26 protein-coding genes are annotated in these 24,527 nt (G+C 69.0%); 21 read left to right on the top strand and 5 right to left on the bottom strand.

The genetic code is table 11. The features are described 5' to 3' along the window. The first annotated feature begins 1 nt into the window (after window position 1). On the top strand, window positions 2–856 hold the full coding sequence (pyrF, locus tag ACZ3HV_RS23220) for an orotidine-5'-phosphate decarboxylase (protein ID WP_465687063.1): 855 nt from the start codon (window positions 2–4) through the stop codon (window positions 854–856). Window positions 857–978: 122 nt separating this feature from the next. Beyond that, entirely contained in the window at window positions 979–2,001 is a 1,023-nt protein-coding gene (locus tag ACZ3HV_RS23215; RefSeq protein ID WP_465687062.1) for a DUF4037 domain-containing protein, read from the top strand. Here the strand turns inward: ACZ3HV_RS23215 and ACZ3HV_RS23210 are convergent. Further along, on the bottom strand, window positions 1,943–2,824 hold the full coding sequence (locus ACZ3HV_RS23210; protein ID WP_465687061.1) for a LysR family transcriptional regulator: 882 nt from the start codon (window positions 2,822–2,824) through the stop codon (window positions 1,943–1,945). The two genes, ACZ3HV_RS23215 and ACZ3HV_RS23210, sit on opposite strands and share 59 nt — an antisense overlap. 68 nt (window positions 2,825–2,892) lie before the next feature. Here ACZ3HV_RS23210 and ACZ3HV_RS23205 point away from each other — a divergent pair, with 68 nt between their 5' ends. The 11 genes from ACZ3HV_RS23205 (at window position 2,893) to ACZ3HV_RS23155 (ending at window position 13,627) form a co-directional block, all read left to right on the top strand. Beyond that, window positions 2,893–3,891, top strand: coding sequence for an EamA family transporter (locus ACZ3HV_RS23205; protein ID WP_465687060.1), 999 nt, complete (start codon window positions 2,893–2,895; stop codon window positions 3,889–3,891). An 18-nt stretch (window positions 3,892–3,909) separates the two neighbouring features. Further along, complete coding sequence (locus ACZ3HV_RS23200; protein WP_465687136.1) at window positions 3,910–4,269, top strand: hypothetical protein; 360 nt, start codon at window positions 3,910–3,912, stop codon at window positions 4,267–4,269. A 109-nt stretch (window positions 4,270–4,378) separates the two neighbouring features. Next, window positions 4,379–4,753 carry a hypothetical protein gene (locus ACZ3HV_RS23195; RefSeq protein ID WP_360375286.1) on the top strand — a complete coding sequence of 125 codons (375 nt, stop codon included), beginning with the start codon at window positions 4,379–4,381 and terminating at the stop codon, window positions 4,751–4,753. A 174-nt stretch (window positions 4,754–4,927) separates the two neighbouring features. After that, a complete protein-coding gene (gene mihF, locus ACZ3HV_RS23190; protein ID WP_360375288.1) occupies window positions 4,928–5,242 on the top strand; it encodes an integration host factor, actinobacterial type in 315 nt (104 codons plus the stop codon). After that, window positions 5,239–5,925, top strand: a complete 687-nt coding sequence (gmk, locus tag ACZ3HV_RS23185; RefSeq protein ID WP_360375290.1) for a guanylate kinase — start codon at window positions 5,239–5,241, stop codon at window positions 5,923–5,925. Before mihF ends, gmk begins: the two co-directional genes overlap by 4 nt. A 2-nt stretch (window positions 5,926–5,927) precedes the next feature. After that, a complete protein-coding gene (gene rpoZ / locus ACZ3HV_RS23180; protein WP_360375292.1) occupies window positions 5,928–6,233 on the top strand; it encodes a DNA-directed RNA polymerase subunit omega in 306 nt (101 codons plus the stop codon). Between the two features lie 33 nt (window positions 6,234–6,266). Beyond that, window positions 6,267–7,565: a bifunctional phosphopantothenoylcysteine decarboxylase/phosphopantothenate--cysteine ligase CoaBC gene (gene coaBC, locus ACZ3HV_RS23175; RefSeq protein WP_465687059.1), complete on the top strand. Its 1,299-nt coding sequence runs from the start codon at window positions 6,267–6,269 to the stop codon at window positions 7,563–7,565. Window positions 7,566–7,809: 244 nt separating this feature from the next. After that, complete coding sequence (locus ACZ3HV_RS23170) at window positions 7,810–8,757, top strand: type IV toxin-antitoxin system AbiEi family antitoxin domain-containing protein (RefSeq protein ID WP_465687058.1); 948 nt, start codon at window positions 7,810–7,812, stop codon at window positions 8,755–8,757. 263 nt (window positions 8,758–9,020) lie between these two features. Next, on the top strand, window positions 9,021–10,133 hold the full coding sequence (locus tag ACZ3HV_RS23165; RefSeq protein ID WP_465687057.1) for a winged helix DNA-binding domain-containing protein: 1,113 nt from the start codon (window positions 9,021–9,023) through the stop codon (window positions 10,131–10,133). Window positions 10,134–10,315: 182 nt separating this feature from the next. Next, window positions 10,316–11,509 carry a methionine adenosyltransferase gene (gene metK / locus ACZ3HV_RS23160; protein WP_360375298.1) on the top strand — a complete coding sequence of 398 codons (1,194 nt, stop codon included), beginning with the start codon at window positions 10,316–10,318 and terminating at the stop codon, window positions 11,507–11,509. Between the two features lie 93 nt (window positions 11,510–11,602). After that, on the top strand, window positions 11,603–13,627 hold the full coding sequence (locus ACZ3HV_RS23155) for a primosomal protein N' (protein ID WP_465687056.1): 2,025 nt from the start codon (window positions 11,603–11,605) through the stop codon (window positions 13,625–13,627). On the opposite strand, the gene ACZ3HV_RS23150 is transcribed toward ACZ3HV_RS23155, so the two are convergent. Next, window positions 13,624–14,613: an ArsR/SmtB family transcription factor gene (locus ACZ3HV_RS23150; protein ID WP_465687055.1), complete on the bottom strand. Its 990-nt coding sequence runs from the start codon at window positions 14,611–14,613 to the stop codon at window positions 13,624–13,626. The genes ACZ3HV_RS23155 and ACZ3HV_RS23150 overlap by 4 nt on opposite strands. 72 nt (window positions 14,614–14,685) lie before the next feature. Between ACZ3HV_RS23150 and ACZ3HV_RS23145 the strand changes: the two genes are divergently transcribed. Then, window positions 14,686–15,900, top strand: coding sequence for an MDR family MFS transporter (locus tag ACZ3HV_RS23145; protein WP_465687054.1), 1,215 nt, complete (start codon window positions 14,686–14,688; stop codon window positions 15,898–15,900). On the opposite strand, the gene ACZ3HV_RS23140 is transcribed toward ACZ3HV_RS23145, so the two are convergent. After that, window positions 15,833–16,207: a hypothetical protein gene (locus ACZ3HV_RS23140; protein WP_465687139.1), complete on the bottom strand. Its 375-nt coding sequence runs from the start codon at window positions 16,205–16,207 to the stop codon at window positions 15,833–15,835. The two genes, ACZ3HV_RS23145 and ACZ3HV_RS23140, sit on opposite strands and share 68 nt — an antisense overlap. A gap of 30 nt (window positions 16,208–16,237) precedes the next feature. On the opposite strand from ACZ3HV_RS23140, the gene ACZ3HV_RS23135 reads away from it, so the two are divergent. From ACZ3HV_RS23135 to ACZ3HV_RS23125, 3 genes are read left to right on the top strand one after another with little or no spacing between them, the layout of a single operon-like run. Further along, window positions 16,238–16,762 (top strand): Lrp/AsnC family transcriptional regulator, encoded by a 525-nt coding sequence (locus tag ACZ3HV_RS23135; RefSeq protein ID WP_465687135.1) that lies wholly within the window; start codon window positions 16,238–16,240, stop codon window positions 16,760–16,762. Further along, window positions 16,759–17,376, top strand: coding sequence for an HAD family hydrolase (locus tag ACZ3HV_RS23130; RefSeq protein WP_465687053.1), 618 nt, complete (start codon window positions 16,759–16,761; stop codon window positions 17,374–17,376). The genes ACZ3HV_RS23135 and ACZ3HV_RS23130 overlap by 4 nt, the downstream gene beginning before the upstream one ends. A 9-nt stretch (window positions 17,377–17,385) precedes the next feature. Then, a complete protein-coding gene (locus tag ACZ3HV_RS23125) occupies window positions 17,386–17,898 on the top strand; it encodes a DUF1707 SHOCT-like domain-containing protein (RefSeq protein WP_465687052.1) in 513 nt (170 codons plus the stop codon). Between the two features lie 2 nt (window positions 17,899–17,900). On the opposite strand, the gene ACZ3HV_RS23120 is transcribed toward ACZ3HV_RS23125, so the two are convergent. Both ACZ3HV_RS23120 and ACZ3HV_RS23115 read right to left on the bottom strand, forming a co-directional pair. Continuing rightward, a complete protein-coding gene (locus ACZ3HV_RS23120; RefSeq protein ID WP_465687051.1) occupies window positions 17,901–19,049 on the bottom strand; it encodes a hypothetical protein in 1,149 nt (382 codons plus the stop codon). Beyond that, on the bottom strand, window positions 19,049–20,392 hold the full coding sequence (locus ACZ3HV_RS23115; protein WP_465687050.1) for a C39 family peptidase: 1,344 nt from the start codon (window positions 20,390–20,392) through the stop codon (window positions 19,049–19,051). The genes ACZ3HV_RS23120 and ACZ3HV_RS23115 overlap by 1 nt, the downstream gene beginning before the upstream one ends. A gap of 161 nt (window positions 20,393–20,553) precedes the next feature. Between ACZ3HV_RS23115 and def the strand changes: the two genes are divergently transcribed. From def to ACZ3HV_RS23095, 4 genes are all read left to right on the top strand, one after another. Further along, window positions 20,554–21,102 carry a peptide deformylase gene (gene def, locus ACZ3HV_RS23110; protein WP_465687049.1) on the top strand — a complete coding sequence of 183 codons (549 nt, stop codon included), beginning with the start codon at window positions 20,554–20,556 and terminating at the stop codon, window positions 21,100–21,102. Then, entirely contained in the window at window positions 21,099–22,031 is a 933-nt protein-coding gene (fmt, locus tag ACZ3HV_RS23105; RefSeq protein WP_465687048.1) for a methionyl-tRNA formyltransferase, read from the top strand. Before def ends, fmt begins: the two co-directional genes overlap by 4 nt. Before the next feature lie 76 nt (window positions 22,032–22,107). Then, window positions 22,108–23,484, top strand: a complete 1,377-nt coding sequence (locus ACZ3HV_RS23100; protein ID WP_465687047.1) for an RsmB/NOP family class I SAM-dependent RNA methyltransferase — start codon at window positions 22,108–22,110, stop codon at window positions 23,482–23,484. A 48-nt stretch (window positions 23,485–23,532) separates the two neighbouring features. Beyond that, a complete protein-coding gene (locus ACZ3HV_RS23095; RefSeq protein ID WP_465687046.1) occupies window positions 23,533–24,525 on the top strand; it encodes a DMT family transporter in 993 nt (330 codons plus the stop codon). The last annotated feature ends 2 nt before the right edge of the window (window positions 24,526–24,527 follow it).

Here is a 24,527-nt window from a genome sequence, read left to right as displayed (position 1 = left end):
CATGAGGAACGAACCCTTCGGCACCCGGCTCCGGGCCGCCATGGATGCCCGCGGACCGCTGTGCGTGGGGATCGACCCGCACGCCCACCTGCTCGAGCAGTGGGGCCTGCCGGACACGCCGGAGGGCCTGGCGTCCTTCACGTACGGCGTCGTCGACGCACTCGCCGACCGGGTCGCGGTGTTCAAGCCGCAGTCCGCGTTCTTCGAGCGCTTCGGGTCGGCGGGGATCGCCGTCCTCGAGCAGGCGACGATCCGGCTGCGGGAGGCGGGCGCGCTGGTGATCATCGACGCGAAGCGCGGTGATATCGGATCGACGATGGCCGGCTATGCCTCTGCGTACCTCGCCGAGAAGGGCCCCTTGGCGTGTGACGCCCTCACCGTCAGCCCGTACCTCGGCTTCGGCTCGCTGCAGCCGGCCATCGACGAGGCGCGTTCGGCGGGTGCGGGTTTGTTCGTCCTCGCGCTGACCTCCAATCCGGAAGGCCCGCAGTTCCAGTCCGCGCGGACGGCCGCCGGTCCGACGGTGGCCGGTGCGGTGCTGGATGGTCTGCGTGAACTGAACACGAGCGACCTCGGTGACGCCGGCCCGGGCGCTCTCGGTTCGTTCGGTGCCGTCGTCGGCGCGACCATTGCGTCCACTGACGAGGACCTCGACATCCGCGGCCCGCTCCTGGCGCCGGGTCTGGGCGCCCAAGGTGGCACGGCCGAGGGGCTGACGAAGGTCTTCGGGTCGGCGGTGCGGAACGTCGTACCGGCGAGCTCGCGGGAGATCCTCGGCGCGGGTCCGTCGGCACCCGCTCTGCAGGATGCGGCGGATCGGGCGAACGGCGCGTTCCGGACGGTACTGGGATACTGACAAAGCCGGTCCGGACCGGTAGAATTTGATTTACAGAAACCACTGAATGGCGCGAAGTAATTTCGCGCCATTTGGTCTGTTTTTCTTGAATTCTGCGGCTTTGCCGTGCGACCGTCATTGGCATGCCTACTGATTTCGTGTCCGGCCAGGAGATGAGCCGGCGGTTCTATTCCGAAGCGGTGCGGCCGGTGCTCGACGCCGCCTTCCCGGGGTTGCCGCACAGCGCGGCGTTGCTCGGCCGGGGATCTGAGGTCCTGGGGTACGACGATGCGATGTCGTCCGATCACAACTGGGAGCCGCGCGTACAGCTGTTCCTGCGCGACGAGGACCACGTGCGCCACGCGGACGCCGTGACCGAGGCGCTGCGGCAGAAGGTGCCGGCGCGGTTCGCGGATCATGACACCGAATTCGGCGTGTACACGCTGTCCGGGTATTTCCAGCAGGAACTGAATTTCGACCTCGGCCAGGAGATCACTGCCCGGGACTGGCTGACATTCTCCGAACAGAACCTGTCCACGGTCACCGCCGGCGCGGTGTTCCACGACGAGGTCGGGCTGGCCGAGGTGCGGGAAAGGTTCGCCTATTACCCGCGTGATGTCTGGCTGTACTTGTTGATCGCCGGGTGGTGGCGGGTTCATCCGGAGGTCAACCTGGTGGGGCGGACCGGGTTCGTGGGTGACGAGCTCGGGTCGGGGTTGATCGGCGCGCGGCTCGTGCGGGAGCTGATGCACTTGTGCTTCCTACTGGAGCGCAAGTACGCGCCGTACCCCAAATGGTTCGGTACGGCGTTCTCCCGGTTGTCCTGTGGTCCGTCGCTGGCGCCGATCCTGCGGACCGTGCTGCGGGCGGAGTCATGGCAGGACCGCGAGGCCGCGTTGATGACGGCGTACGAGGAGATCGGACGCATCTACAACTCGTTGCAGATCACGCCGGCGGTGGAGCTCGGGATCGAGCAGATGTGTGGACGGCCGTTCAAGGTGGTCTGGGGTGACTACGTCGGCCCACTCGCCGCTGAGATCAAGGACCCGGCGGTGCGGGAGATCGCTGAGCGCTGGCCGGTCGGCGGGATCGACCAGCTCAGGGAGATCATGTGGCCCGCCCGGTTGCGTGGGCAGCTGCTCGCGGTGTTCGATACAGCTCGGTGAGCAGGTCGACGGCCGTCTGGGTCGCCGGGTGCCGGTCCTGGCGGTTCCAGATGAGGTGGACGTCCACCGGCGGTGCGTCGCGGATCGGCCGGTAGACGACGCCGTCGCGCCGGTACTGCGTCGTGGTGGCCTGCGGGGTCAGCCCGATGCAGCGGCCGGACGCGATCGCGGCCAGCCAGTCGTCGACGTCATGGGTGTACTCGATCCGCGGACGCGCGTTCTCGGGCCACAGGTCGATCGTGGTGCTTCCGGTCCGGCGGTCGATCACGAGCGTGTGGTCCTGGAGCTGCGCGAGGGTCAGCGTCCGCTTCCGGGCCAGTGGGTCGTCGGCGGGCAGAACGCCGTACCGCTGCTCCTGGGTGAGGAGGACGTGGGCGAACCGCTTGAGGTCGAGGTGCGACCTCACGACCGCGAGGTCGCACAGCCCTTCCGCCAGGCCACCAGTTGCCGTATTCGTCCGGACGAACTGCAGTTCGATGCCCGGATGCTCGGCGGCCCACCGCCGTTGGAACTCCGTCGTGTGCGATCCCAGCGCCGACCATGCATGCCCGATCCGCAACCGCGTGTGTCCGCTGGTCGCCTCGGTCACCAGTTCGTCGACCTCGGCCAGGATGTGCCGCGCTCGCGCCAGGACCCGAACGCCGGCGCTGGTGGGCGTCACTGACCGGCTGGTCCGATGCAGGAGCTGTACGCCGAGCTCCCGCTCCAACGCGAGCAGGTTCCGCGAGACCGCGGCCTGTGAGATCCCGAGCTCGATCGCCGCGTCGGTGAACGTCCCCGCGTCCACGATCCCCACGAGGCACCGCAACTGCCGGATATCCATGACTCCAGCGTATAGATGACGCCTTCGATGCATTTTGTGCAGCCGACCGTGGACCGGACCCTCTGAGCATGAGGCGAGACCGGTTGGCCGGCATGGTGATGATGCTCGGGAGTGGACTCTCGACGCAGGTGGGTGCTTCGGTCGCGGCGCTGGCGTTCCCGGTGATCGGGCCGGTGGGCGTGGTGGCGATCAGGCAGTGGGTGGCGGGCGCGGTGCTGCTCGCGGTCGGGCGGCCGCGGCTGCGATCCATCACGGCCCGGCAGTGGCGGCCGGTGCTGGGGCTGGCGGGCGTGTTCGCGGTCATGAACGTGTCGCTGTACACGGCGATCGATCGGGTCGGGCTGGGGCTGGCGGTCACGCTGGAGTTCCTCGGCCCGCTGGCGGTTGCGTTGCTGGCATCGCGACGGGTGCTCGATCTGTTGTGTGCGCTCGCGGCCGCACCGGCGGTGGTGCTGCTGACCCGGCCGCAGGCGACGACTGACTACCTGGGCGTGGGGCTCGGGCTGCTGGCCGCGGTCTGCTGGGCCTGCTACATCCTGCTCAACCGGGTGGTCGGCCGGGAGTTGCCGGGGGCAACGGGTTCGGCCGCCGCCGCGGGGGTGTCCGGGCTCGTCTACATCCCGATCGGTGTGATCATGCTCTGGCACCATCCGCCGACGCTCGCGGCCGCGTCGTACGCGTTGGTCGCGGGGGTGCTGTCGTCGGCGGTCCCGTTCCTGGTCGACCTGCTCACCCTGCGCCGGGTGACGGCGCAGTTCTTCGGGGTGTTCATGAGCGTCAACCCGGTACTCGCGGCGCTCGTCGGGCTCGTCGTCCTCGACCAGCACCTCGGTCCGCTCGACTGGCTGGCGATCGGGGTGATCGTGTCCGCCAACGCGGCCGCGATCTCGTTCGGTGGCAGGGCGGACGCCGTACCTCAAGTGAGCTCGAAGGACGCGGCAGATCACAGGCTGGTTCCAGTCGGGGCGTGCGATGTTGTTCACGGCGTGCCCGGCGGGCTCGTGACCCCGCGGTTCGGAAAGGTGTCGGCGGACGGGGAGCGACGGTCTTCCCGCGCGACACAGTAAGGAACCGAATTGCGTAAGGTGGCGGCCATCGCGGCGGCAGTGACCATGGGCGTCGGCATGCTGACGGCCTGCTCGGGCGGCGACTACTGCGGCGAGCTGAAGAACTATGCCGACGCGGCGAAGAACCTCGACATCAAGGACTCCGACGCGACCGGCAAGATGCTCGACCAGGCGAAGTCGGTGTCGAAGGCGGCGCCGGACGACCTGAAGGACGACTGGAAGGTCGTCATCGACTACGCCGAGAAGGCGGTCGACGCCAAGGGCGACACGGGCAAGCTGACCGAGCTCGCGAAGAACGACGGCGACAAGATCAAGCCGGCCATGGACGCGATCACCAAGCAGGCCAAGGACACCTGCAAGGTCGACCTCGAAGGCTGACCGGCCAGGGCGGCGGCCGTCCCCGCCGCTCTCGCAGGATTTCCCGTGACAAAGGTTGCGGAATGTATTCGTTTCGGATCATGTGGTGACCACCGGTAGTGTCGGACCGATGAAGCGCACACTCGCCCTCGCCCTGACCGTGATCGCCGGTGCCGCGACATTGACGGCCTGCACCGATGAGCAGGCCTACTGCGTGGACCTGGCCAAGTACGCCGCGAGCGCGGTGAACGTCGACCCGCAGAAGCCGGCCGACTACGTGAAGATCCTCGACGACGCGAAGAAGCTGCAGGAGTCCGCGCCGGACGGCGTGAAGGACGATTGGGCAGTCGTGGTGGCGTTCGCCGAGAAGGCGAAGAAGGCCGGCTCGGACCGGGTCGAGCTGGCTCAGCTGAGCAAGGAGACCGGCGGTGTGATGACGGCGTACAAGGCCATCACCACGCACGCCAAGGACTCCTGCAAGGTCGACGTCCCCGCGCTCAACTAAGCGCTGGATTGAGCGCTTGAATGAGCGCTTGAATGAGCGCCGAACCGGGCCTGGCGGGGTCGATCCGGGCAGGTTCCGGGGCCGGGTTCGGCCTCATCGCCGCGCTGGGGGCTTGTGCCGCCCGTACCCGTGTTAGGTTCCCTTGCGAAGCCATACAACGGGACAGGTGAGACGGTGCCACTTCCTACTTTGACCCCGGAGCAGCGAGCGGCGGCTCTGGACAAGGCCGCGGCGGCGCGGCGTGAGCGAGCCGAGATCAAGAATCGGATCCGGCATTCGGGAGCGTCTCCGACGGAGGTGCTCCACGAGGGGCAGAAGAACGACGTGATCGGCAAGATGCGGGTCAGTGCGCTGCTGCAGTGCATCCCCGGCGTCGGCAAGGTCCGCGCCCAGCAGATCATGGAGCGGGCGGGAATCTCGGAGACGCGGCGGGTGCGCGGCCTCGGTTCGAACCAGATTGCCGCGCTCGAGCGCGAATTCGCCGAGTGAGCCAAACCGAAATCCTGACCGGCTCGTTGGACACTGGTGTGACGATGACCACGCACGCGAAGAACACGACGAACGAGCCGGCGACAGGAGGACCCACGGCCGCCGGTGGTCCGCCCGCGCGGCTGACTGTGCTGGCCGGCCCGACGGCGGTGGGGAAGGGTACGGTCGCGGCGGAGATCCGCGAGCGGTTCGGCGACATCTGGATCTCGGTGTCGGCGACGACCCGCAAGCCGCGGCCGGCCGAGGTGCACGGTGTGCACTACCTGTTCGTGTCCGACGACGAGTTCGACCGGATGATCGCCGACGGCGAGCTGCTGGAGTGGGCCGTCGTCCACAAGGCGGCCCGGTACGGCACGCCGAAGCAGCCGGTGCTCGACAAGCTCGCCGAGGGCCGGCCCGCGCTGCTGGAGATCGACCTGCAGGGCGCCCGCCAGGTCCGCGAGACGATGCCGGAGGCGCAGTTCGTCTTCCTGGCCCCGCCGAGCTGGGACGAATTGGTCCGCCGGCTGGTCGGCCGGGGCACCGAGACGGCCGAGGAGCGGGAGCGCCGGCTGGAGACCGCGACGCTCGAGCTGGCCGCCGAGAAGGAGTTCGACGTGACGATCGTGAACGCGTCGGTTCGGGAAGCCGCTGATCAGTTGGTAAAGTTGATTCGATCACCCTCCATCTCTGGAAAGAGCTGACCTTGTCTGGCAACAACCAGCCCGTCGCCATCGGCATCACCTCTCCGCCGATCGACGACCTGCTCACCCGCACCGACTCCAAGTACAAGCTGGTGCTGTACTCGGCCAAGCGGGCGCGGCAGATCAACGCTTACTACTCCCAGCTCGGCGAAGGCCTGCTGGAGTACGTCGGGCCGCTGGTCGAGACGCACGTGCAGGAGAAGCCGCTGTCGATCGCGATGCGCGAGATCAACGAGGGCGTGCTGACCTGCACGGACATCGACCCCGAGGCTGAGGCGGAAGCCGCTGCCGCGGAGAAGTCCGAGTAGCGTTCACACCGACCGGGAACGGAGTCCCAGCTGATGTCCGCAACCGGTGACCAGACCCCCGAGGCCGTTCCTGGCCCGGGGGCTTCTGTGGTTCCCGCGAAGGCTCGGCCGAACGTCGTCCTGGGCGTCGGTGGCGGCATCGCGGCGTACAAGGTCTGTGATCTGCTGCGGCGGCTGACCGAGTCCGGGCACAGCGTGCGGGTGGTGCCGACGGCGGCCGCGCTCGAGTTCGTCGGGGCGGCGACCTGGGCGGCGCTGTCCGGGCAGCCGGTGACCGCTGACCCCTTCGACAACGTGGAAGAGGTCCCGCACGTCCGGATCGGCAAGGCGGCCGAGCTCGTCGTGGTTGCTCCGGCGACTGCCAACCTGATCGCCAAGGCCGCGCACGGCCTGGCCGACGACCTGCTCACCAACACGCTCCTGACCGCCCGCTGCCCGATCCTGTTCGCGGCCGCGATGCACACCGAGATGTGGGAGCACCCGGCGACGCAGGCGAACGTGGAGACCCTGCGGTCCCGCGGGATCACTGTGCTCGACCCGGCGGTCGGCCGGCTCACCGGCGCCGACACCGGTCGTGGACGCTTGCCGGAGCCGTCCGAGATCTTCGCGATCAGCCAGCTCATGCTTGCCGACGAGGCGGCCCGCGCCGCCGGTCAGTCGGTCGCCGACCTGACCGGCAAGCACGTCCTGATCAGCGCCGGCGGGACCCGTGAACACCTCGACCCGGTCCGCTACCTCGGCAACTCCTCGTCCGGTAAGCAGGGGTACGCGCTGGCCCGGATCGCGGCCGCCCGCGGCGCCAAGGTGACGCTGGTCGCGGCGAACTCCGAGCTGCCCGACCCGGCCGGCGTGCAGGTCGTCCCGGTGACCAGCACCCGCGACCTGTACGACGAGATCACCGGCCGCGCGGGTGACGCGGACGCGATCGTGATGGCGGCGGCCCCGGCCGACTTCCGCCCGGCCGACGTCGCCGAGCACAAGATCAAGAAGACCGCCGACGGCTCGGTGCCCGCGGTCAACCTGGTGCAGAACCCGGACATCCTGCAGACCGTCTCGCACGACCGCGCCCGCGCCGAGCAGGTGATCGTCGGCTTCGCCGCGGAGACCGGCGACGCGGAGCACAGCGTGCTGGAGCTCGGCCGCGCCAAGCTCGAGCGCAAGGGCTGCGACCTGCTGGTCGTGAACGACGTCTCCGGCGGCAAGGTTTTCGGCAGCGACCTGAACGAGGCCGTCATCCTCGACCGCGAAGGCAGCGCCCTCCCGGTCCCCTCCGGTTCGAAGGACGCCCTGGCCGGCGTCATCTGGAACCTGGTCGCCGCCCACTGGCACTAGCCTCTTTGGCCGACTGACCACCACAGCCATCCACCGCCACCCCACCACCACCGCCCACACCGGCTCGGTCAGCGCACCCAGCTCACCTGGCGGCCATTTCAGGGGTGAACCCCTGACCTCGCCCGTTCGCCATGCGCATGCAAGGGGAGAACCCGCGATTTGACGGGTGAACCCCTGAAATGGATATCCACAGGTTGATGGGTTGACGGCCTGTGGGGTGCCCGGAACCGTGATGCTTGAGCGGGTGAACCCCAAGTTGAAGCTACTGGCCGAGCAGCAAGGCGGTGTGTTCAGTCGTCAGCAGGCCATCTCCGGCGGCTACACGGCGAAACAGGTCCGGTCGCGCCTAGACGACGGTCGCTGGGTCCGGATCCGGCACGGGCAGTACGCCGAGCAGCAGGATCTGAGTGCACTAGAGCCCTGGGTTCGTATCCTGCAGGAGCATCGCCGCATGGTCCATGCCGTCGTGAACTCATGGCGGCGCAGCGCCATCGCGGTCAGTCATCAGTCGGCTCTGGCGCTGCACGGCCTGCCGCTGTGGGGGCTCGATCTGCTGCAGGTGCACGTCACGCGGCTGGACGACCTGACCGGTGGCACCGTCGCTGGCGTACGTCACCACGTCGGCAAGCTGGCTGAGTCCGACCTCACCGAGGTCGAGGGGCTGACGGCAACCTCCGTCGCTCGGGCCGTCTTCGAGACAGCCTGTACGACGTCCTTCGAGGTGGCGGTGGTGAGCTTCGACGCGGCATTGCGTGATCGCTTGATCAGCGCGGATGACATTGTCCGACTTCTCGATGTCACCGAGTTCTGGCCCGGCAGTGCGACGGTTCGCACTGCACTCGGCTTCAGCGACGCTCGGTCGGAGTCGGTCGGAGAGTCACGCCTCCGGGTTCTTCTGAACAATCACGGACTGCCGGCGCCGGTCCTGCAATACGAGTTCCACGATGCCAACGGGTTCGTGGCTCGGGTCGACTTCTACTTCCCGGAGTTTCACACCGTGGTGGAGTTCGACGGGAGAGCGAAGTACGGCGATGCTTCCGCCGATGTACTGGTGCAGGAGAAGATCCGCGAGGACCGGCTACGAGCGCTCGGCCTGCAGGTCGTTCGATCCGATTGGACGGATTTCAACCGGCCCGATCGTCTCCTGGCCCGAATCCACCAAGCCTTCACCCGATCACAACGCGCTGCCTGACGCCCTTCCTCGGGTTAACCCCTGACCTTGCCCCTTCTCCTTCCGGATACCGCAGGGAGAAGGGGCAATATGAAGGGTTCTCCTCCCAAATGGCCGCGCCGCACCGCCCTCGGCCGCATCGGCGAACCGACGGCTGGGTGCCCGGGAGGCGGCGCGGCAGGAGGAGGGGATGGCTCGTGGCCCGACGTGGAGGGTTGCGGGGTGTGAGGGGGATGCCGTGGTTAGGACAGGAGTTGTCCGTTTCTGTGGTTAGGGTCGGGGAAATGGAGATCACATGGCAGGCCGTTGTTGCCCAGCGGATGCGGCGGCACTACCTCACGGAGCCCGCTGCGACGCCGGTTGACGGCGTACGGGCGATGTGTGGGGCGCATGCGCAGATCCTGGCGGCGGGGGAGCTGTCGGTGGCGCTCCGGGTCGCGGATGCGACGCGCGAGACCGTGCAGCAAGCAGATGGCTTGGTGAAGACCTTCGGACCGCGTGGGACGGTGCACCTGCTGCCACTCGACGACCTGCCGCTGTGGACCGGCGCGCTGTCGGCTCTGCCCGCACGTGGGCTCGGGCCTGAGCCGATGCGGATGACGCCGGAGCAGACTGCTGAGGTGATCGCCGCGGTCGGCGTCGCGCTGGCCGAGGACGACCTCACCGTCGACGAGCTCAGCGAGGAAGTCATTCGGCGGACCGGGTCGTGGGCTGGTGATTTGGTCATGCCCGCGTTCCAGGGGTACTGGCCGCGCTGGCGTCAGGCGATCTCGGATGCCGCCAACGCCGGTGTCCTCTGCTACGGACCGAACCGCGGCCGGAGTACGACGTACTCGAACCCGCACCGCTTCAAGCCGTTCGAACCGCTGCCCAGTGAGAGAGCGCTCACCGAACTCCTGCACCGCTACCTCTATGCCTACGGCCCGGCCACGCCGCAGCAGTTCGCCCGCTGGCTCAAGACCACGCCGACCTTCGTCAAGCCGTACTTCGACAACCTGCCGCAGGTCGAGCTGGCCGGCCAGACCGCGTGGCTCGCACCCGGCGACGACGACTTCTCCGACGAGAAGGCGGAGGGCGTTCGGCTCGTTCCGTATTTCGATGCGTACGGCGTCGGCAGCTTCCCGAGGGAACTCCTCTTCCCCGGCAAGGCCTTCACCAGGGCCACCGCGCGCGGTCAGGCCGGCAACTACCCGCTGCTCCTGGTCGACGGCATCGTCGCCGGTGTCTGGCACCAGAAGAAGGCCGGCCGCACTCTGCACGTGACCGTCGAGGCGATCACGCCGCTGAACCGCCGCCGGCGCCGCCTGCTGGACGCCGAGGTGGATCGTTTGGCGGCGATCCTGGCCTGCACCCCGTCGCTCACCGTGGGCGACGTCACGGTAGGTCCGCACGCCTGAATCCGGCACGGTGTCCCACAATATGGTCGCGAATCTCGCATTCCGGATGATTTCGGAGCGTCACCGGGACTCCGGGGGAAACTGCTGGCATACTTCCCAAGATGCATCGCCAACCGCCGGTGCATGGGGGGATCGCGCGGCCGTGACACGCCGCGCGGCACAAGAGGATTCGAGGGAGAACTGTGGCGAGGCGCCTTTTCACGTCCGAGTCCGTGACCGAGGGTCACCCGGACAAGATCGCTGACCAGATCAGCGACTCCATCCTCGATGCGTTGCTGGCCGAGGACCCGAAGAGCCGCGTGGCGGTCGAGACCCTGATCACCACGGGTCTGGTCGTGGTCGCGGGTGAGGTCACCACGACGGCGTACGTCGACATCCCGGGGATCGTGCGGTCGCGCATCCTCGAGATCGGCTACGACTCGTCGCTGAAGGGTTTCGACGGCGCGTCCTGTGGGGTGCAGGTCGCCATCGGGAGCCAGTCGCCGGATATCGCGCAGGGTGTCGACACGGCGTACGAGACGCGGTCGGACGCGTCGAAGGACGAGCTGGACCTGCAGGGGGCGGGCGACCAGGGACTGATGTTCGGCTACGCGTCGAACGAGACGCCCGAGCTGATGCCGTTGCCGATCACGATCGCGCACCGGCTGTCCGAGCGGCTGTCCGAGGTCCGCAAGAACGGCACGCTGGCCTACCTGCGGCCGGACGGCAAGACCCAGGTCACCATCGAGTACGACGGTGACAAGGCGGTCCGCGTCGACACCGTGGTGGTGTCCAGCCAGCACGCGTCCGACATCAGCCTGGACTCGATGCTGACGCCGGACATCAAGAAGCACGTGGTCGACCCGGTGCTCGAGCAGTTCGACATCGACTCGACCGGCTACAAGCTGCTGGTGAACCCGACCGGCCGGTTCGAGGTCGGCGGCCCGATGGGCGACGCCGGGCTGACCGGGCGGAAGATCATCATCGACACCTACGGCGGCATGGCGCGGCACGGTGGTGGCGCGTTCTCCGGCAAGGACCCGTCCAAGGTGGACCGGTCGGCGGCGTACGCGATGCGCTGGGTGGCGAAGAACATCGTCGCCGCCGGGCTGGCCGACCGGGTCGAGTGCCAGGTCGCGTACGCGATCGGCAAGGCCGCGCCGGTGGGCTTCTACGTCGACACCTTCGGGACCGAGAAGGTGCCGGTGGACAAGATCGCCGACGCGGTGCGCGAGGTGTTCGACCTGCGTCCGGCCGCCATCATCCGCGACCTGGACCTGCTCCGGCCGATCTACGCCCAGACCGCGCGCAACGGCCACTTCGGCCGCACCGGCGAGGACTTCACCTGGGAGCGGACCGACCGCGTCGAGGCACTGAAGGCGGCCATCAACGGGTAACGCCGCACCATCCGACGACCCGGCTGTGGCAGTTGTCCACAGCCGGGTCGCCGCGTCCCACGCACTGTCGTCACGGCGGACTAGAGTTTCCCGGTGACATCGAACGGGGACTCGCCGGAGCAGCTCACGCTGCTGCGGGACACCGTTCGCAAGTCGCGGACCAAGGAGCCCACCGGCATCACGGCGACGCTGCCGGTCGCCCGGATCGCGGTCGACGTCTCGTTCCCGCACCTCGACCGGCCCTTCGACTACCTCGTACCTGACGACCTGGCCGACGCCGCCCAGCCCGGTGCGCGGGTGAAGGTCCGCTTCGCCGGCAAGGACCTGGACGGCTTCGTCCTGGATCGCCTCGAATCCTCCGACCACGACGGCAAGCTGGCCCGGATCCGCAAGGTCGTCTCGCCTGAGCAGGTGCTCACGCCGGAGATCGCCGACCTGTGCCGCGCGGTCGCCGACCGGTACGCCGGAGTGCTCGCGGACGTCACCCGGCTGGCGGTCCCGCCCCGGCACGCGAAGGTCGAGGGCGAGCCGCTCCGCTGCACCCAGCCCACGCCGCCTCCGCTGTCCACGTCGCGCTCCGAGTGGTCGGCGTACCCGGCTGGTTTCCTGGATGCGGTTGCACGTTCGGAGTCGCCGCGTGCGATCTGGACCGCCGTACCGGGGGCTGATTGGGCGCTCGCGTTCGCGCAGGCGGCGGCGGTGTGTGCGGCGTCCGGTCGGGGTGCGTTGCTGCTGGTGCCGGACGCGCGTGACCTCGAGCGGTTGGCCGCGGCGTGTGCGGCTGTGCTGGGGGAGACCGGCTTCGTCACGCTGTCGGCGGACCTCGGGCCAACGGCTCGGTACCGGGCGTTTCTCGCGGCGCTGCGGGGATGTACGCGGGTGGTGATCGGGACGCGGGCGGCTGCTTTCGCGCCGGTGGCGAATCTCGGGCTGGTCGCGTTGTGGGACGACGGCGACGATTCGTACGCCGAGCCGCGGGCGCCGTACCCGCATGCCCGGGAGGTATTGCTGCTCAGGGCTTTCCGGCAGAAGTGTGCGGTGTTGCTCGGCGGATTCGCGCGGTCCCCGGAGGCGGCCGCACTGGTCGAGTCCGGGTTCGCGAACGAGCTGATCGCGGACCGGTCGGTGATCAGGGCCGCGGCTCCGGCGCTGCACATCGCGGGCGAGTCGGACACGGACTTGGCGCGTGACCCGGCGGCTCGGGCGGCGCGGTTGCCGAAGCGGGCGTTCGAGATCGCGCGTGAGGGACTACGGTCGGGGCCGGTGCTGGTGCAGGTGCCGCGCGCCGGGTACCTGCCGAGCCTGGTGTGTCAGACCTGCCGGGCGCCCTCGCGATGCTCGACGTGTGGCGGGACGTTGCGTCGTACTGGTGGATCGGGGCCTCCGAGCTGCAGTGTCTGCGGCCGGCCGGCGACGGATCACCGCTGCCCGGAGTGCGGTGACACCCGGATGCGTGCGGCGGTCGTTGGAGCTCGTCGTACGGCGGAGGAGCTGGGGCGGGCGTTTCCCGGCCTCGTCGTCCGTACGTCGGGGGGCGACAACATGCTCGACGTCGTACCGGACAAGCCGGCGTTGATCGTCAGCACACCGGGCGCCGAGCCGGTCGCCGAAGGTGGCTACAGTGCGGCGCTGCTGCTCGACACGTGGTTGATGCTCGCCCGCCCGGACCTGCGTGCGCCTGAGGAGGCGGTCCGCCGGTGGTTCAACGCGGCCGCATTGGTTCGCCCGTCGGGCACGGTCATCCTCGTCGGCGATCCGTCCGCCCTGCCGTTGCAAGCGGTTGTCCGGTGGAGTCCCGAGGGTTACGCGACCCGCGAGATCGAGGAACGTCGTGCCGCGCGCCTGGCCCCGGCCGCCAAGCTGGCCGAGCTGACCGGGCCCTCGGAGTCCGTCGCCGACCTCATCGCCCGCGTCCGCGACCTCCTGCCCGCGCAGACCGGCTTGGAGGTCCTCGGCCCGGTAGACGTCGACGACGAAACCGTCCGAGCCGTCGTGCGAACTCCCCGCACTCACGGGACAGCCCTGGTCCGCGCGCTGAAGGAAGCCCAGTCCACCCGGAGCGCCAAGAAGAATCCGGGATCGGTCCGGGTCCAGGTCGATCCGCCGAGCTTCGGCTAGGCAGTCGTGGCCAGGGGAGTCGACGCGGTCAGCAACTGCGTGCCTAGGGTCGTGCGGTAGTAGAGCACCGCACGACCGTCGCGGCGGGAGTCGACCACGCCCGCGTTGCGCAGGATGCTCAGGTGCACGCTCAACGTCGGCGCCGACACCCCGAGTTGGTGCGCCAGATGCGTCGTCGACATCGGCAGATCCAGGTGACTCACGATCGCGGCCCGCGTCCGCCCGACGAGATCCGCGAGCGGTGAGTCGGTGGTGTCCTGCCGGTCCTCCCACAGCCGGCCGAGGCCGCGCGGCGGGTAGGTGATCGTCGGCACGTGCGGCGCCGCGGTCACCGCCAGCCCCGCCGGCCAGGTGAACACGCACGGCACGAGCAGCACACCTTGCCCGGCCATCGGCTCGCCGTCGCAGCAGAACGGTCGATCGACCACGATCTGATCGCCGGTGAACCGCACCGACGGATGCAGGTTCCGGAACAGCCGCTCGATGCCGCCACTGGCCAGCTCATCCAGCCGGAAGGCCAGATCCTCCTGCAGCAGCGCGCGCATCCGTCGCCAGTCCGGCTCGATCGCGCGCCGCCAGTACGTCTCCAGCGCCGAGGTGATCACGTCCAGTGCCTTGCCCGGGTGCGCGATCAGATCCGGCAGCAGCGGATGGGGAGTGTCGTGGTGCAGCTTGCCGAGCTCGTCCACCACGAGGTGGTGCGGGGTGGCGGCGATCGCGGCCAGGCCGGACTCCAGGCTGGTCGACCGGCGCGGCGGTGCCGGCGTGATGAAGTCCGGGATATAGCCGACCGGCGGGATCAATGCCCTGAGCAACATCAGGTCCGGGCCCTCGATGATCGGCCGGACCTTCTGCAGCCACGGCCCGTGCACGCTCCGCGCCGTGTTGTTGCTCAGCGCCCGCACACTGGTGACGGCCTCCCAGACCGGCGACAGTGCGAACCGGATCCGGCCCACGTCCTCAGCGTTCAGCCTGATCGTGATCACGGCCCCACTCTAGCTGATTAGTTCTGTGCCTAATCGTCGACAGCGATCCTGCGGGGCCTGAGAGTTGTGCTCATGACGACTGCCGCTGCTGTCGGGGCGCCCACGCCGACCACTCTGCCCAGAGCCTTCTGGGCGCTCTGGGTGTGCCAACTGGTCAACCGGCTCGGCAGTTTCGTGCAGCCGTTCCTGGTCCTCTACCTCACCCACGACCGTCAGCTCTCGGCCGGTACGGCGGGTGCCGTGGCGGCCGCGGTCGGCGCCGGAACCGTGGTCGCGCAGCTCGTCGGCGGCTGGCTGGCCGACCGGGTCGGGCGCCGGCTGACCATGCTGATCTGCTTCTTCGGCACCGCTGCCGCGCTGATCCTGCTCGGCTCGGCCCGGGCGATGGTGATGATCTGGGTGGCGGCGTTCCTGGTCGGTCTGCTCGGTGACCTCTTCCGCCCGGCCGTGCAGGCGACCGTGGCCGACCTGCTCCAGCCGGGCGAGCGGGTCCGAGCGTACGGGCTGCTGTTCTGGGCGATCAACCTCGGCTTCTCCGTGTCCACCGTCAGCGCGGGCGTGCTGGCGTCGGTCGGATATGGGCTGCTGTTCTGGCTGAACGCCGGTACGTCGGTGATCGCGGGCCTCGTGATCTGGGCGATGGTGCCCGAAAGTCGCCCGGCGCTGGACGAGGGTGCGGCCCGGCGGCCGCTGTTGCCGGTGGCGCTGCGCGACACCGTGTTCTTGCTGATGATCCTGATCCAGATCGGCTACGCGACCATCTACTTCCAGGGGTACTCGACGCTGCCGCTCGCGATGGCGGACGACGGCCTGCCGTCACAGACGTACGGTCTGGTGATCGCGCTCAACGGCGTGGTGATCGTGCTGGTCCAGCCGTTCCTCGGCAAATGGCTGGTGAAGTTCGACCGGCCGAAGCTGCTCGCCGCGTCGATGCTCGTGGTCGGTCTCGGGTTCGGGGTCGGCGCCGTGGTCCACAGTTGGTGGGGCTACGGGCTGTCGGTCGTGGTGTGGACGATCGGCGAGATCGGGTTCGCCGCGGTGATCGGCGCGGTGTTCGCCGACCTCGCTCCCGTCGACCTGCGCGGCCGCTACATGGGCCTGTCCGGGATGGCCTTCGGCGTCGGCACAGTGGTCGGACCATTGGCCGGGACCAACTCCCTCGAACACTTCGGCCCGACCGTCACCTGGATCGGCTGTGCGCTGCTCGGCGTGGTGATCTTCATCGGGCAGTACTCGCTGGCGCCGGCACTGCATGCCCGTGCCGCTGCGAACGCGGCGACCGCATGAGGTGAGCGGTCCCGCCGGTCACCACGATGACCGCGGCCGCGATCCAGAACGCCCGCTCGAACGTCACCGCGTGATGCAGGAACACACTGCCGAACCCGGCGACACCGAGCGTCGCGCCGAACTGCTGCACCGCGTTGAGCAAGCCGGCCGCTGACCCGGTCTCGTGTGGCTGCACCCGGTGGAGTGCCTCGGTGAAGAACGCGGTCGTGAACAGCCCGACTCCGACACCGGCGATCGCGAGTCCCGGGAGCAGCCAGGAGGTGGCGGTGACGATGCCGACCAGGAGTACGCCGAGGCCGGCGTACATGAGCCGGGATCCGAAGCGGCCGACGAGCCCCTGACCCCGGCTCAGGAGGCCGGACTCCGCACGCGGAGGATCGAGGGTGTCGCGGGACGGGGGCTCGCAGCTGGAGATGGGAAGCTGCTCACCGCGCTCGGTGAGGACGGGCGGGCGACTCTCGCGGACCTCGCCGTACGCCCCGGCTGGTCGCCCGCGACCGTGGCTCGGCGACTCGAGGAGCTGCAGAGCACAGGAGCGCTCTTTTTCGACGTCGACGTCGACCCCGGAGCTCTCGGCGTCACCGCGAGCGCGATGCTCTGGCTCTCCGTCCCACCAGCACACGCCGACGCGGTCGGCCGCGCCCTGGCCGAGCACGACGAGCTGGCCTTCGTCGCTGCAACCACGGGCCGCACCAACCTCGTCGCGCACGCGCTCTGCCCGAGCCCGGACGCTCTGCACGCCTACCTCACCCACCAGCTCGGCGCGGTCGAACCCATCACCGCGCTCGAAACCGTCCCCATCCTCCGCACCCTGAAATCCGCCGCGCCCTTCACCCCGGGTCTCGTAGGGTTGCGGGCATGAGCGAGCGGATGATCGATGTTGTCGTGTTCGATATCGGTGGGGTGTTGCTGGACTGGAGTCCGGACTACCTGTACGCCGACCTGATCCCCGATGAGCAGGAGCGGACGCACTTCCTGACCAACGTGACCACGCCGGCCTGGAACCACAAGCAGGACGAGGGTCGCCCGTGGGCCGAGGCGGTCGCGGAGCTCACCAGCTTGCATCCGGAGCACTCCGAGTGGATCGAGGCGTACGACAGCGGCTGGCTGAAGATGGTCAAGGGCGTGTTCGTGGACACCGCCGCAGTCCTGACCGAGCTGGGTGCGCTCGGCATCCCGACGTACGCGCTGACCAACTTCTCGGCCGAGAAGTGGGAGGTGGCCAAGGAAGCGTTCGCGATCCTCAGCCACTTCGACGGTGAGGTCGTGTCGGGCGTCGAGCAGACGGTCAAGCCGGACGAGAAGATCTACCGCATCCTGATCGACCGCTTCGGTCTCGACGCCGCTCGGACCTTCTACACCGACGACATGCAGTACAACGTCGACGGCGCCCGTACGGTCGGACTCGACGCCGAGCTCTTCACCGGTGCCGCGAACCTCCGCGACCAGCTCCGCAGCCGGGGGCTCGACGTCTAAAGTGGAACGGTGATCAGGGAAGGCGACCGGGACGCGGCCGTCCAGCGTGTGCAGCAGGCGTATTCGGAGGGACAGCTTTCCGACGAGGAGATGGATCGGCGCCTCGATCAGGTGTTGACCGCCCGGACGCACCACGAGCTCGATTCGGCGCTGGCAGCACTCCCGGCGGAGGATCCCGGCACCACGTCGAAGATCTCCGCCGCCGCGGGCCGGATCCAGCGGCGCGGCGTCTGGCGAGTGCCCAGGACACTCAAGGTGCAGTCCGCCTTCGGACGGGTGCAGCTGGATCTGTCGCGGGCGGTCTTCGAGTCTTCGGTGGTCGACATCGAGCTGCACCTCGGCACCGGCGGGGCCAGGATCACGGTCCCTCGGGATGCGGTCGTCGACGTCGAGGGCCTGCGGACCGGCTGGAAGGACTCGCACTACAAGACCCCGCGTCGCGCGGGCTCAGGTGGGCCGCAGATCCGGATCTCCGGAACCATGGGGTTCGGACGCCTACGCATCCGCCACTCCTGGCGCTGAGGTCAGCCGACGGTCGCGGAGATGGTTTCGGTGTACGTCGGGGTGCTCGAGAGGTACGCGGCTTCGACGTACACGGTGTTGTTCTGGCAGGTCATCGGGGTGAGGGCGGTGCCGGGTTTGCCGGCGTAGATGCGTTGTGGCTTGGCCAGGCCGGGACGCCAGCGATTGATCTGGTAGCTGTCGTCACCGTTGCTCACGGCCCTGGTCTCCCAGAGGGTCCAGTTGCCGCAGGCAATGATGGTGTCGGTGACGACCACGCCGAGTGCGCGGATGGGGGAGTCGGCGGACTCACGGACGTAGGCCTTGCTCTGGTACTGGTCGGGGTCCGACGCGCCGACCTCCGACCACACGGTCGCTCCACGCAAGGACGCGCCGCTCCACTGGATGCAGTTGGTTGCCGCGGGCACTGGTCGGGCGGGACCTCCGGACAACGAGGCGGTCTGGAGACGCTTGCAGCGGCGGGCGGTCTCGGGGGCGGTGATCTCGCTGAAGGTGACGGTGTCGGCGGACACCACTGGGTCGGCGATGTAGCCAGGAGCGGCGACGCAGGTGATGGTGCGCGACGTGAGGGCCGCTAGGTCGGCGACGATCAGGCAGGAGCGGTTCTTGGCGTCGGTCGAGCTGTAGGCGAACGTGCCGTCGTACGCGCCGATCTCGGGTTCGGAGACCGGCGGTAGTGATCCGAGGGTCGCGGTGCGGCCAGTGGTGAGGTCGTAGCGGAAGAGCTTGATCTGCGGGTCGGGTCCGTCCGAGCGGATGTCCTCGATCAGGGCCCAGTGGTCGTCGATGACGACGGGGGACTGGGCGACGAAGCCGGCGGCCGGGGTGTGCCGGACGACGACCTTCTTGCTGGTCCGGTCCTGCACTGTGGTGGTGCCGGCCTCGTCGCTGCCGCGGGTGACGACGTACTTGCGTTGCTGGGTGACGAGATGCTGTCCGTCCACCGGTTGCCGCAGGACGTTCGCCCAGACCGGGATCGCCGTACCGGAGTCGGTCGGCGGTCCCGGGGTCTCGGGCTTGCCTGTCGGGGTCGGTGTCCCGCTTGGCGTCTTGCTCGGTGTGGCTGCTGGGCCGGCGTCCTTCGACGAGGATGAGCAGCCGGCCAGGAGCAGGACGAAGAGGGTGCCTACGGCAACGGTGGTACGGCGCATCAGAGCCCGATGTTCTTGAACGAGTTGGCCAGGGTGGCGTTGAACAACGCGCTCGCCGGGATGTTCTTGGGTCCGTCAGTCACGTTGCCGCGGCTGTTGAACCGGCGCTCGTTGAACACCTCGTAGATCGCGATCGTGCCCTTGGCCTTGTCGTAACCGCGGCCGACCTGGTAATGGCCGCTGTGATTGAAGGCGAGGTAGGGGAAGTACCGCTTGAGCAGCTGCACGTGCTCGATGACCGGGGCCTTGTAGACGCCGAGGTGCTTCTGGTGCACGGTGAAGAACGTCTGGGAGTTCCAGCTCGCCACGTTCTGCACGACGTAGGTGCCGGCGGACTTGGGCCAGGCCGTCTTCAGGTTGGTCTGCTTGACCATCGCGGAGATCGCCGTACCGGACGTGGTCGAGCCCAGGTCCTTCGCCCAGGACGCCTGGGTGTCCTTCTGGTTGTCGTCGGCCCAGTCGATCGACTGGAACGTCGCCGGGCCACACCAGTACCCCTTCTCCTGCGAGGTCTGGAACCCCTTCATGATGTACGCCGAAGCCGGCACCTTCACGGGTGCCGCGGGCGGAGCCGGCGTCGGCGTGCCCTGCGTGGGAGCCGTCCGGGTCGGCGTCGTCGGCGTGGGGGTAGTCGTCGGTGTAGGAGCGGTCGGTGTCGGCGTAGGACTCGTTGGGGGAGTAGGCGTTGGCGTGGTGGGATCACCTGCGCCGCCCGCAGCCAGCAGGCGAAGCGACCGTGCCTTGTCCCGGCCGTCCCAGGCTGCCTGCAGCTCGTCGAGCTCGGCGTTGACGCGGGCGCTCTTCGGCATCGATGCCCGCTCCGCGACGAATGCGGCCGGAGTCAGATCGCCGGTCGGGATGTCCTGCTCGACTCCGAGGTCACCGTCCGTACGAACGCTCGGCGGGCTGAGCATCGCATGCACCTGGGCCCCCGTCGGCACCTGGTCGACGAAGCCGAGTCCGAGGCAGTAGTTCTCCTCGTCGAGCTTGAAGCACCGCATCATCGAGGACGCTTGCGCGGACGTGTCCGCCGACCGCAGCTCCAGGTCGCCGGGCGACGTTTCGGTCACCTGCTTGACCACGTCGCTCCACGACCGCGCCGCCGGCTGCTCGGGCATCGGCTGACTCGGCGTCTCGGTGGCGGTGGGAGTCGCTGTGGGAGTCGGAGTCTCGGTGGGGGTTGCCGTTGGAGTAGGGATCGCGGTGACAGGTGGGGGCTCCGCGATGGCCGACGGGCTGGAAGGCTCCGGATCGCGCGGCTGGTACGCGGCGGCGGTCAGGGGCGCCTGGGCCAGAAGTGCACCCAGGATGATCAGAGTTGCCCCCCGTGCTGCTGTGGGCATTGGTTCTCCCGTTGGGCGTGAGACGGTAGTGACTGTAGGTACGCCTGAGACCACAGTACGTGCTCATGGCAACAATGTGGAGAGGCCCCTGCCGTCTGAATCCCCGCGCGGAGCCAACTAGACTTGGCCGGTCCTGGTTCGCGGAGCGCTGTGGAGAGTCTGTGTCGGTCCAACCCATCCGCCTGTTCGGCGACCCCGTCCTGATCACGAAGGCCGAGCCGGTCGTCGACTTCGACGCCGAGCTGCGCCGCCTGGTCGCGGACCTCACCGACACCATGCAGGACGCGCCCGGATCCGGCCTGGCCGCGCCGCAGATCGGGGTCGGCCTGCGCGTGTTCACGTACCACGTCGAGGGTGAGCTCGGGCACCTGATCAACCCGCAGCTGACGCTGTCCGCCGAGGAGCAGTTCGGACCGGAGGGCTGCCTGTCGATCCCCGGTCTGACGTTCGACTGCCGCCGCGCGCTCTCGGTGATCGCCAAGGGCTTCAACATGTACGGCGACCCGATCGTGATCGAGGGCTCCGAGCTCCTGGCCCGGGCAATCCAGCACGAGACCGATCACCTGGACGGCATCCTGTTCGTCGACCGGCTCGACACCGCGACCCGCAAGCAGGCGATGAAGGCGATCCGCGAGGCCGAGTGGTCCGGCCTGCCCGGCCCACCGCAGATCAAGGTCTCCCCCCACCCGACGAACGGATTCGGATTGTGAGAGTCGTCTTTGCCGGTACGCCGGAGCCCGCGGTCACCGCTCTCGAGGCGATCGTTGCCAGCCGCCACGAACTCGTCGGTGTGGTCACTCGTCCGGACGCGCCGGCCGGCCGCGGCCGCAAGCTGGTCGCCTCGCCGGTCGCGCAGTACGCCAAGGAGCTTGGTGGGATCGAGATCCTGAAGCCGGTCAAGCCCAGCGACCCCGAGTTCCTGGCGCGGCTGGCCGAGATCGCGCCGGACTGTTGCCCGGTCGTCGCGTACGGCGGCCTGTTGCCGCAGGCGGCCCTGGACATCCCGCGGCACGGCTGGATCAACCTGCACTTCTCGGTGCTGCCCGCCTGGCGTGGTGCCGCGCCGGTGCAGCATTCGATCATCGCGGGTGACGACGTCACCGGTGCCAGTACGTTCCGGATCGTGAAGGCGCTCGACGCCGGCCCGGTGTACGGCGTACTCACCGAGCCGATCGGTCCTTCGGACACCTCGGGCGACCTGCTGCACCGGCTGGCGGTCTCCGGGGCGAAGCTTCTGGTGGACACGCTGGACGGCGTCGAGGCCGGCGTACTGGAGGCTCGTGAGCAGCCGGTCGACGGTGTGACGCTGGCACCGAAGATCACGGTCGAGGGTGCTGAGATCGATCTGGCCGCGCCGGGGCAGCGCGTGGACCGGCTGGTGCGCGGGTGCAACCCGGCGCCGGGAGCGTGGACGATGTTCCGGGGCGAGCGGTTGAAGGTGCTGGCCGTCCGGCTGACCGACGAGGAGCTGAAGCCGGGTGAGCTGCAGGCGACCAAGTCGAGCGTGAAGGTCGGTACCGGCAGCAAGGCGTTGGAGCTGGTGACGGTGCAGCCGCAGGGCAAGAAGCCGATGGCCGCCGCAGACTGGGCTCGCGGTGTGCGCCTGACTGATGAGGATCGGTTGGGGCCGTCCACGTGAGCGAGCGTAGCGAGCGAACAATCTGTAGAGCAGTGTTATCGCTCACGCCGGAACCGAGCGCCAGCGAGGTGGAGGCGTGAGTGATCGGTCACCACGCAATCGGGCGCCGCAGCGCCGGCCGGACCGCGTCCGCGGGGTCGCCTACCGGGTGATCCGGCAGGTCACCGGTGAAGGTGGCTACGCGAACCTCGCGCTCAACAAGGCTCTCCGCGAGTCGCGGCTGAGCGGTCGCGACGCCGCGTTCTGCACCGAGCTGGTGCACGGCACGCTGCGCTGGCAAGGCACGTACGACGCTTTCCTGGCCCGCAGCGTGTCCCGCCCGCTCGCCGACCTCGACCCCGAGCTCCTCGACCTCCTGCGGCTCGGCACTCACCAGCTCCTCCGGATGCGGGTCGACTCCTACGCCGCCGTGAACGAGATGGTCACGCTCACCCGCGCCGAGATCGGCCAGAAGCGCAGCGGTCTCGTGAACGCCGTCCTCCGCAAGATCAGCCAGCGCACCTTCGACCAGTGGATCACCACCGTCGCGCCGCCGGCCGACGAGGACCTGTACGGCCATCTGGCGATCGCCAAAGCCCACCCCCGCTGGGTGATCGAGGCGTTCGCAAAGGCGCTGGACAGTGGGTTGGAGGAGTTGCTGGATGCTGACAATGAGCCGCCCCGGGTGACGCTTGTGGCTCGGCCCGGGCTGGCTGACGTCGACGAGTTGATCGCGGCCGGGGCGACTGCCGCCAAGTGGTCGCCGTATGCGGCGGTGCTGCAGGGTGGGGGTGATCCTGGACGGATCGAGGCTGTGGCGACGGGGCGGGCCGGGGTTCAGGACGAGGGATCGCAGCTTGTGGCGATCGCGCTCGCGACGGCGCCGGTCGACGGTTCGGACAGCGAGTGGCTGGACCTGTGCGCTGGGCCGGGTGGGAAGTCGGCGCTGCTTGCGGCGCTCGTGGATCAGCGGGACGGGAAGCTGACGGCCGTCGAGCCGCTCAAGCATCGGGCCGACCTCGTCCGCGCCAACCTGCGGGCGGTCCCGGGCGACCACAAGGTGCTCGTCGGCGACGGGACCATACCGACCTGGCCGGCCGGGTCGTTCGACCGGGTGCTGGCCGACGTCCCGTGCACCGGTCTCGGGGCGCTCCGGCGCCGCCCGGAAGCCCGCTGGCGTCGTACGCCGGAAGACGTGAAGGAACTGCGGCCACTCCAGGAAGACCTGCTGGACGCGGCGATCACCTCGGTGCGGCCGGGAGGCGTGGTCGCGTACGTGACCTGCTCACCGCACCCGGACGAGACCCGCGCGGTGGTCGACGCCGTACTCGCCCAGCGTGACGACGCGACGATCGAGGACGCGCGCCCGCTGTTCCCCGGTGTACCGGATCTCGGCGACGGCCCCGACGTACAGCTCTGGCCGCACCTGCACGGCACCGACGCGATGTACCTGGCGCTGATCCGCCGGTCGTAAAGCGGACCTGCTGTCAGGTGCAATTGCGCGAACGGTCATGATAGTGACGTGACAACCACCGCGACCCGCCCGGCGACCTCGACCCCACAGCACCATCTGATCGGGCTCATCGCCGCCTTCGGCATCGGGATGCTGGTCGCGGTCCAGTCCCGGATCAACGGCGAGCTCGGCGACGTCCTCGGCGACGGCGTCGCGGCCGCGCTGGTCTCGTTCGGCTCCGGTCTGCTCATCCTGCTCATCGGTACGGCGCTCGTCCCCGCCGTACGGCGCTCTCTCGGCAAGGTCTGGCAGGCGATCCGCGAACCGATGCGCGGGTACGGCGGACTCCGCTGGTGGCAATGCCTGGGCGGACTCGGCGGCGCCTACCTCGTCGCCACGCAATCGATCACGGTCTCCGTGATCGGCGTCGCGGTCTTCACCGTCGCGGTCGTCGCGGGCCAGGCGGTCAGCAGTCTGATCGTCGACCGCCTCGGCTTCGGTCCGGCCGGCCCGCAGCCGTTCACCACCCTGCGGGTTGTCGGCGCGCTGATCGCCCTGGTGGCCGTCGTACTCGCGGTGTCGGACCAGCTGAGTCACCCCGACGGCCTGTTGCTCGCCGTACTGCCCGCGCTCGGCGGGCTGGGCACCGCGGTCCAGCAAGCGATCAACGGTCGCGTCGCGCGGACCGCCTCAACGGACGCGTACGGCGCGGTCGCCGCCGGCGTGGTCAACTTCGTGGTCGGGTTCGTCGCGCTGCTGATCGTCTTCGGAGCCGACCTCGCAATGCGGGGCGTGCCGCACCACCTGCCGAGCGAGCCCTGGCTGTACTTCGGTGGCGCGTGCGGCGTGATCTTCATCAGCGCGGCGGCGGCCGTCGTCCGAGTGGTCGGCGTGTTCGTGCTCGGCCTCGGGACGATCGCGGGTCAGCTGATCGCGAGCCTGTTCATCGATCTGTTCGTCCCGGCGGCCGACAAGGCGGTCACGTTCCCGATCGTGGCCGGGACCGTGCTCGCGCTCGCCGCCGTCATGATCGCCGCCGTACCCAACCTCCGCCGCGGCTGACG

The sequence above is a fragment of the Kribbella sp. NPDC020701 genome (genome assembly GCF_055562215.1).
This window is presented reverse-complemented; position numbering and strand designations above follow the sequence as displayed.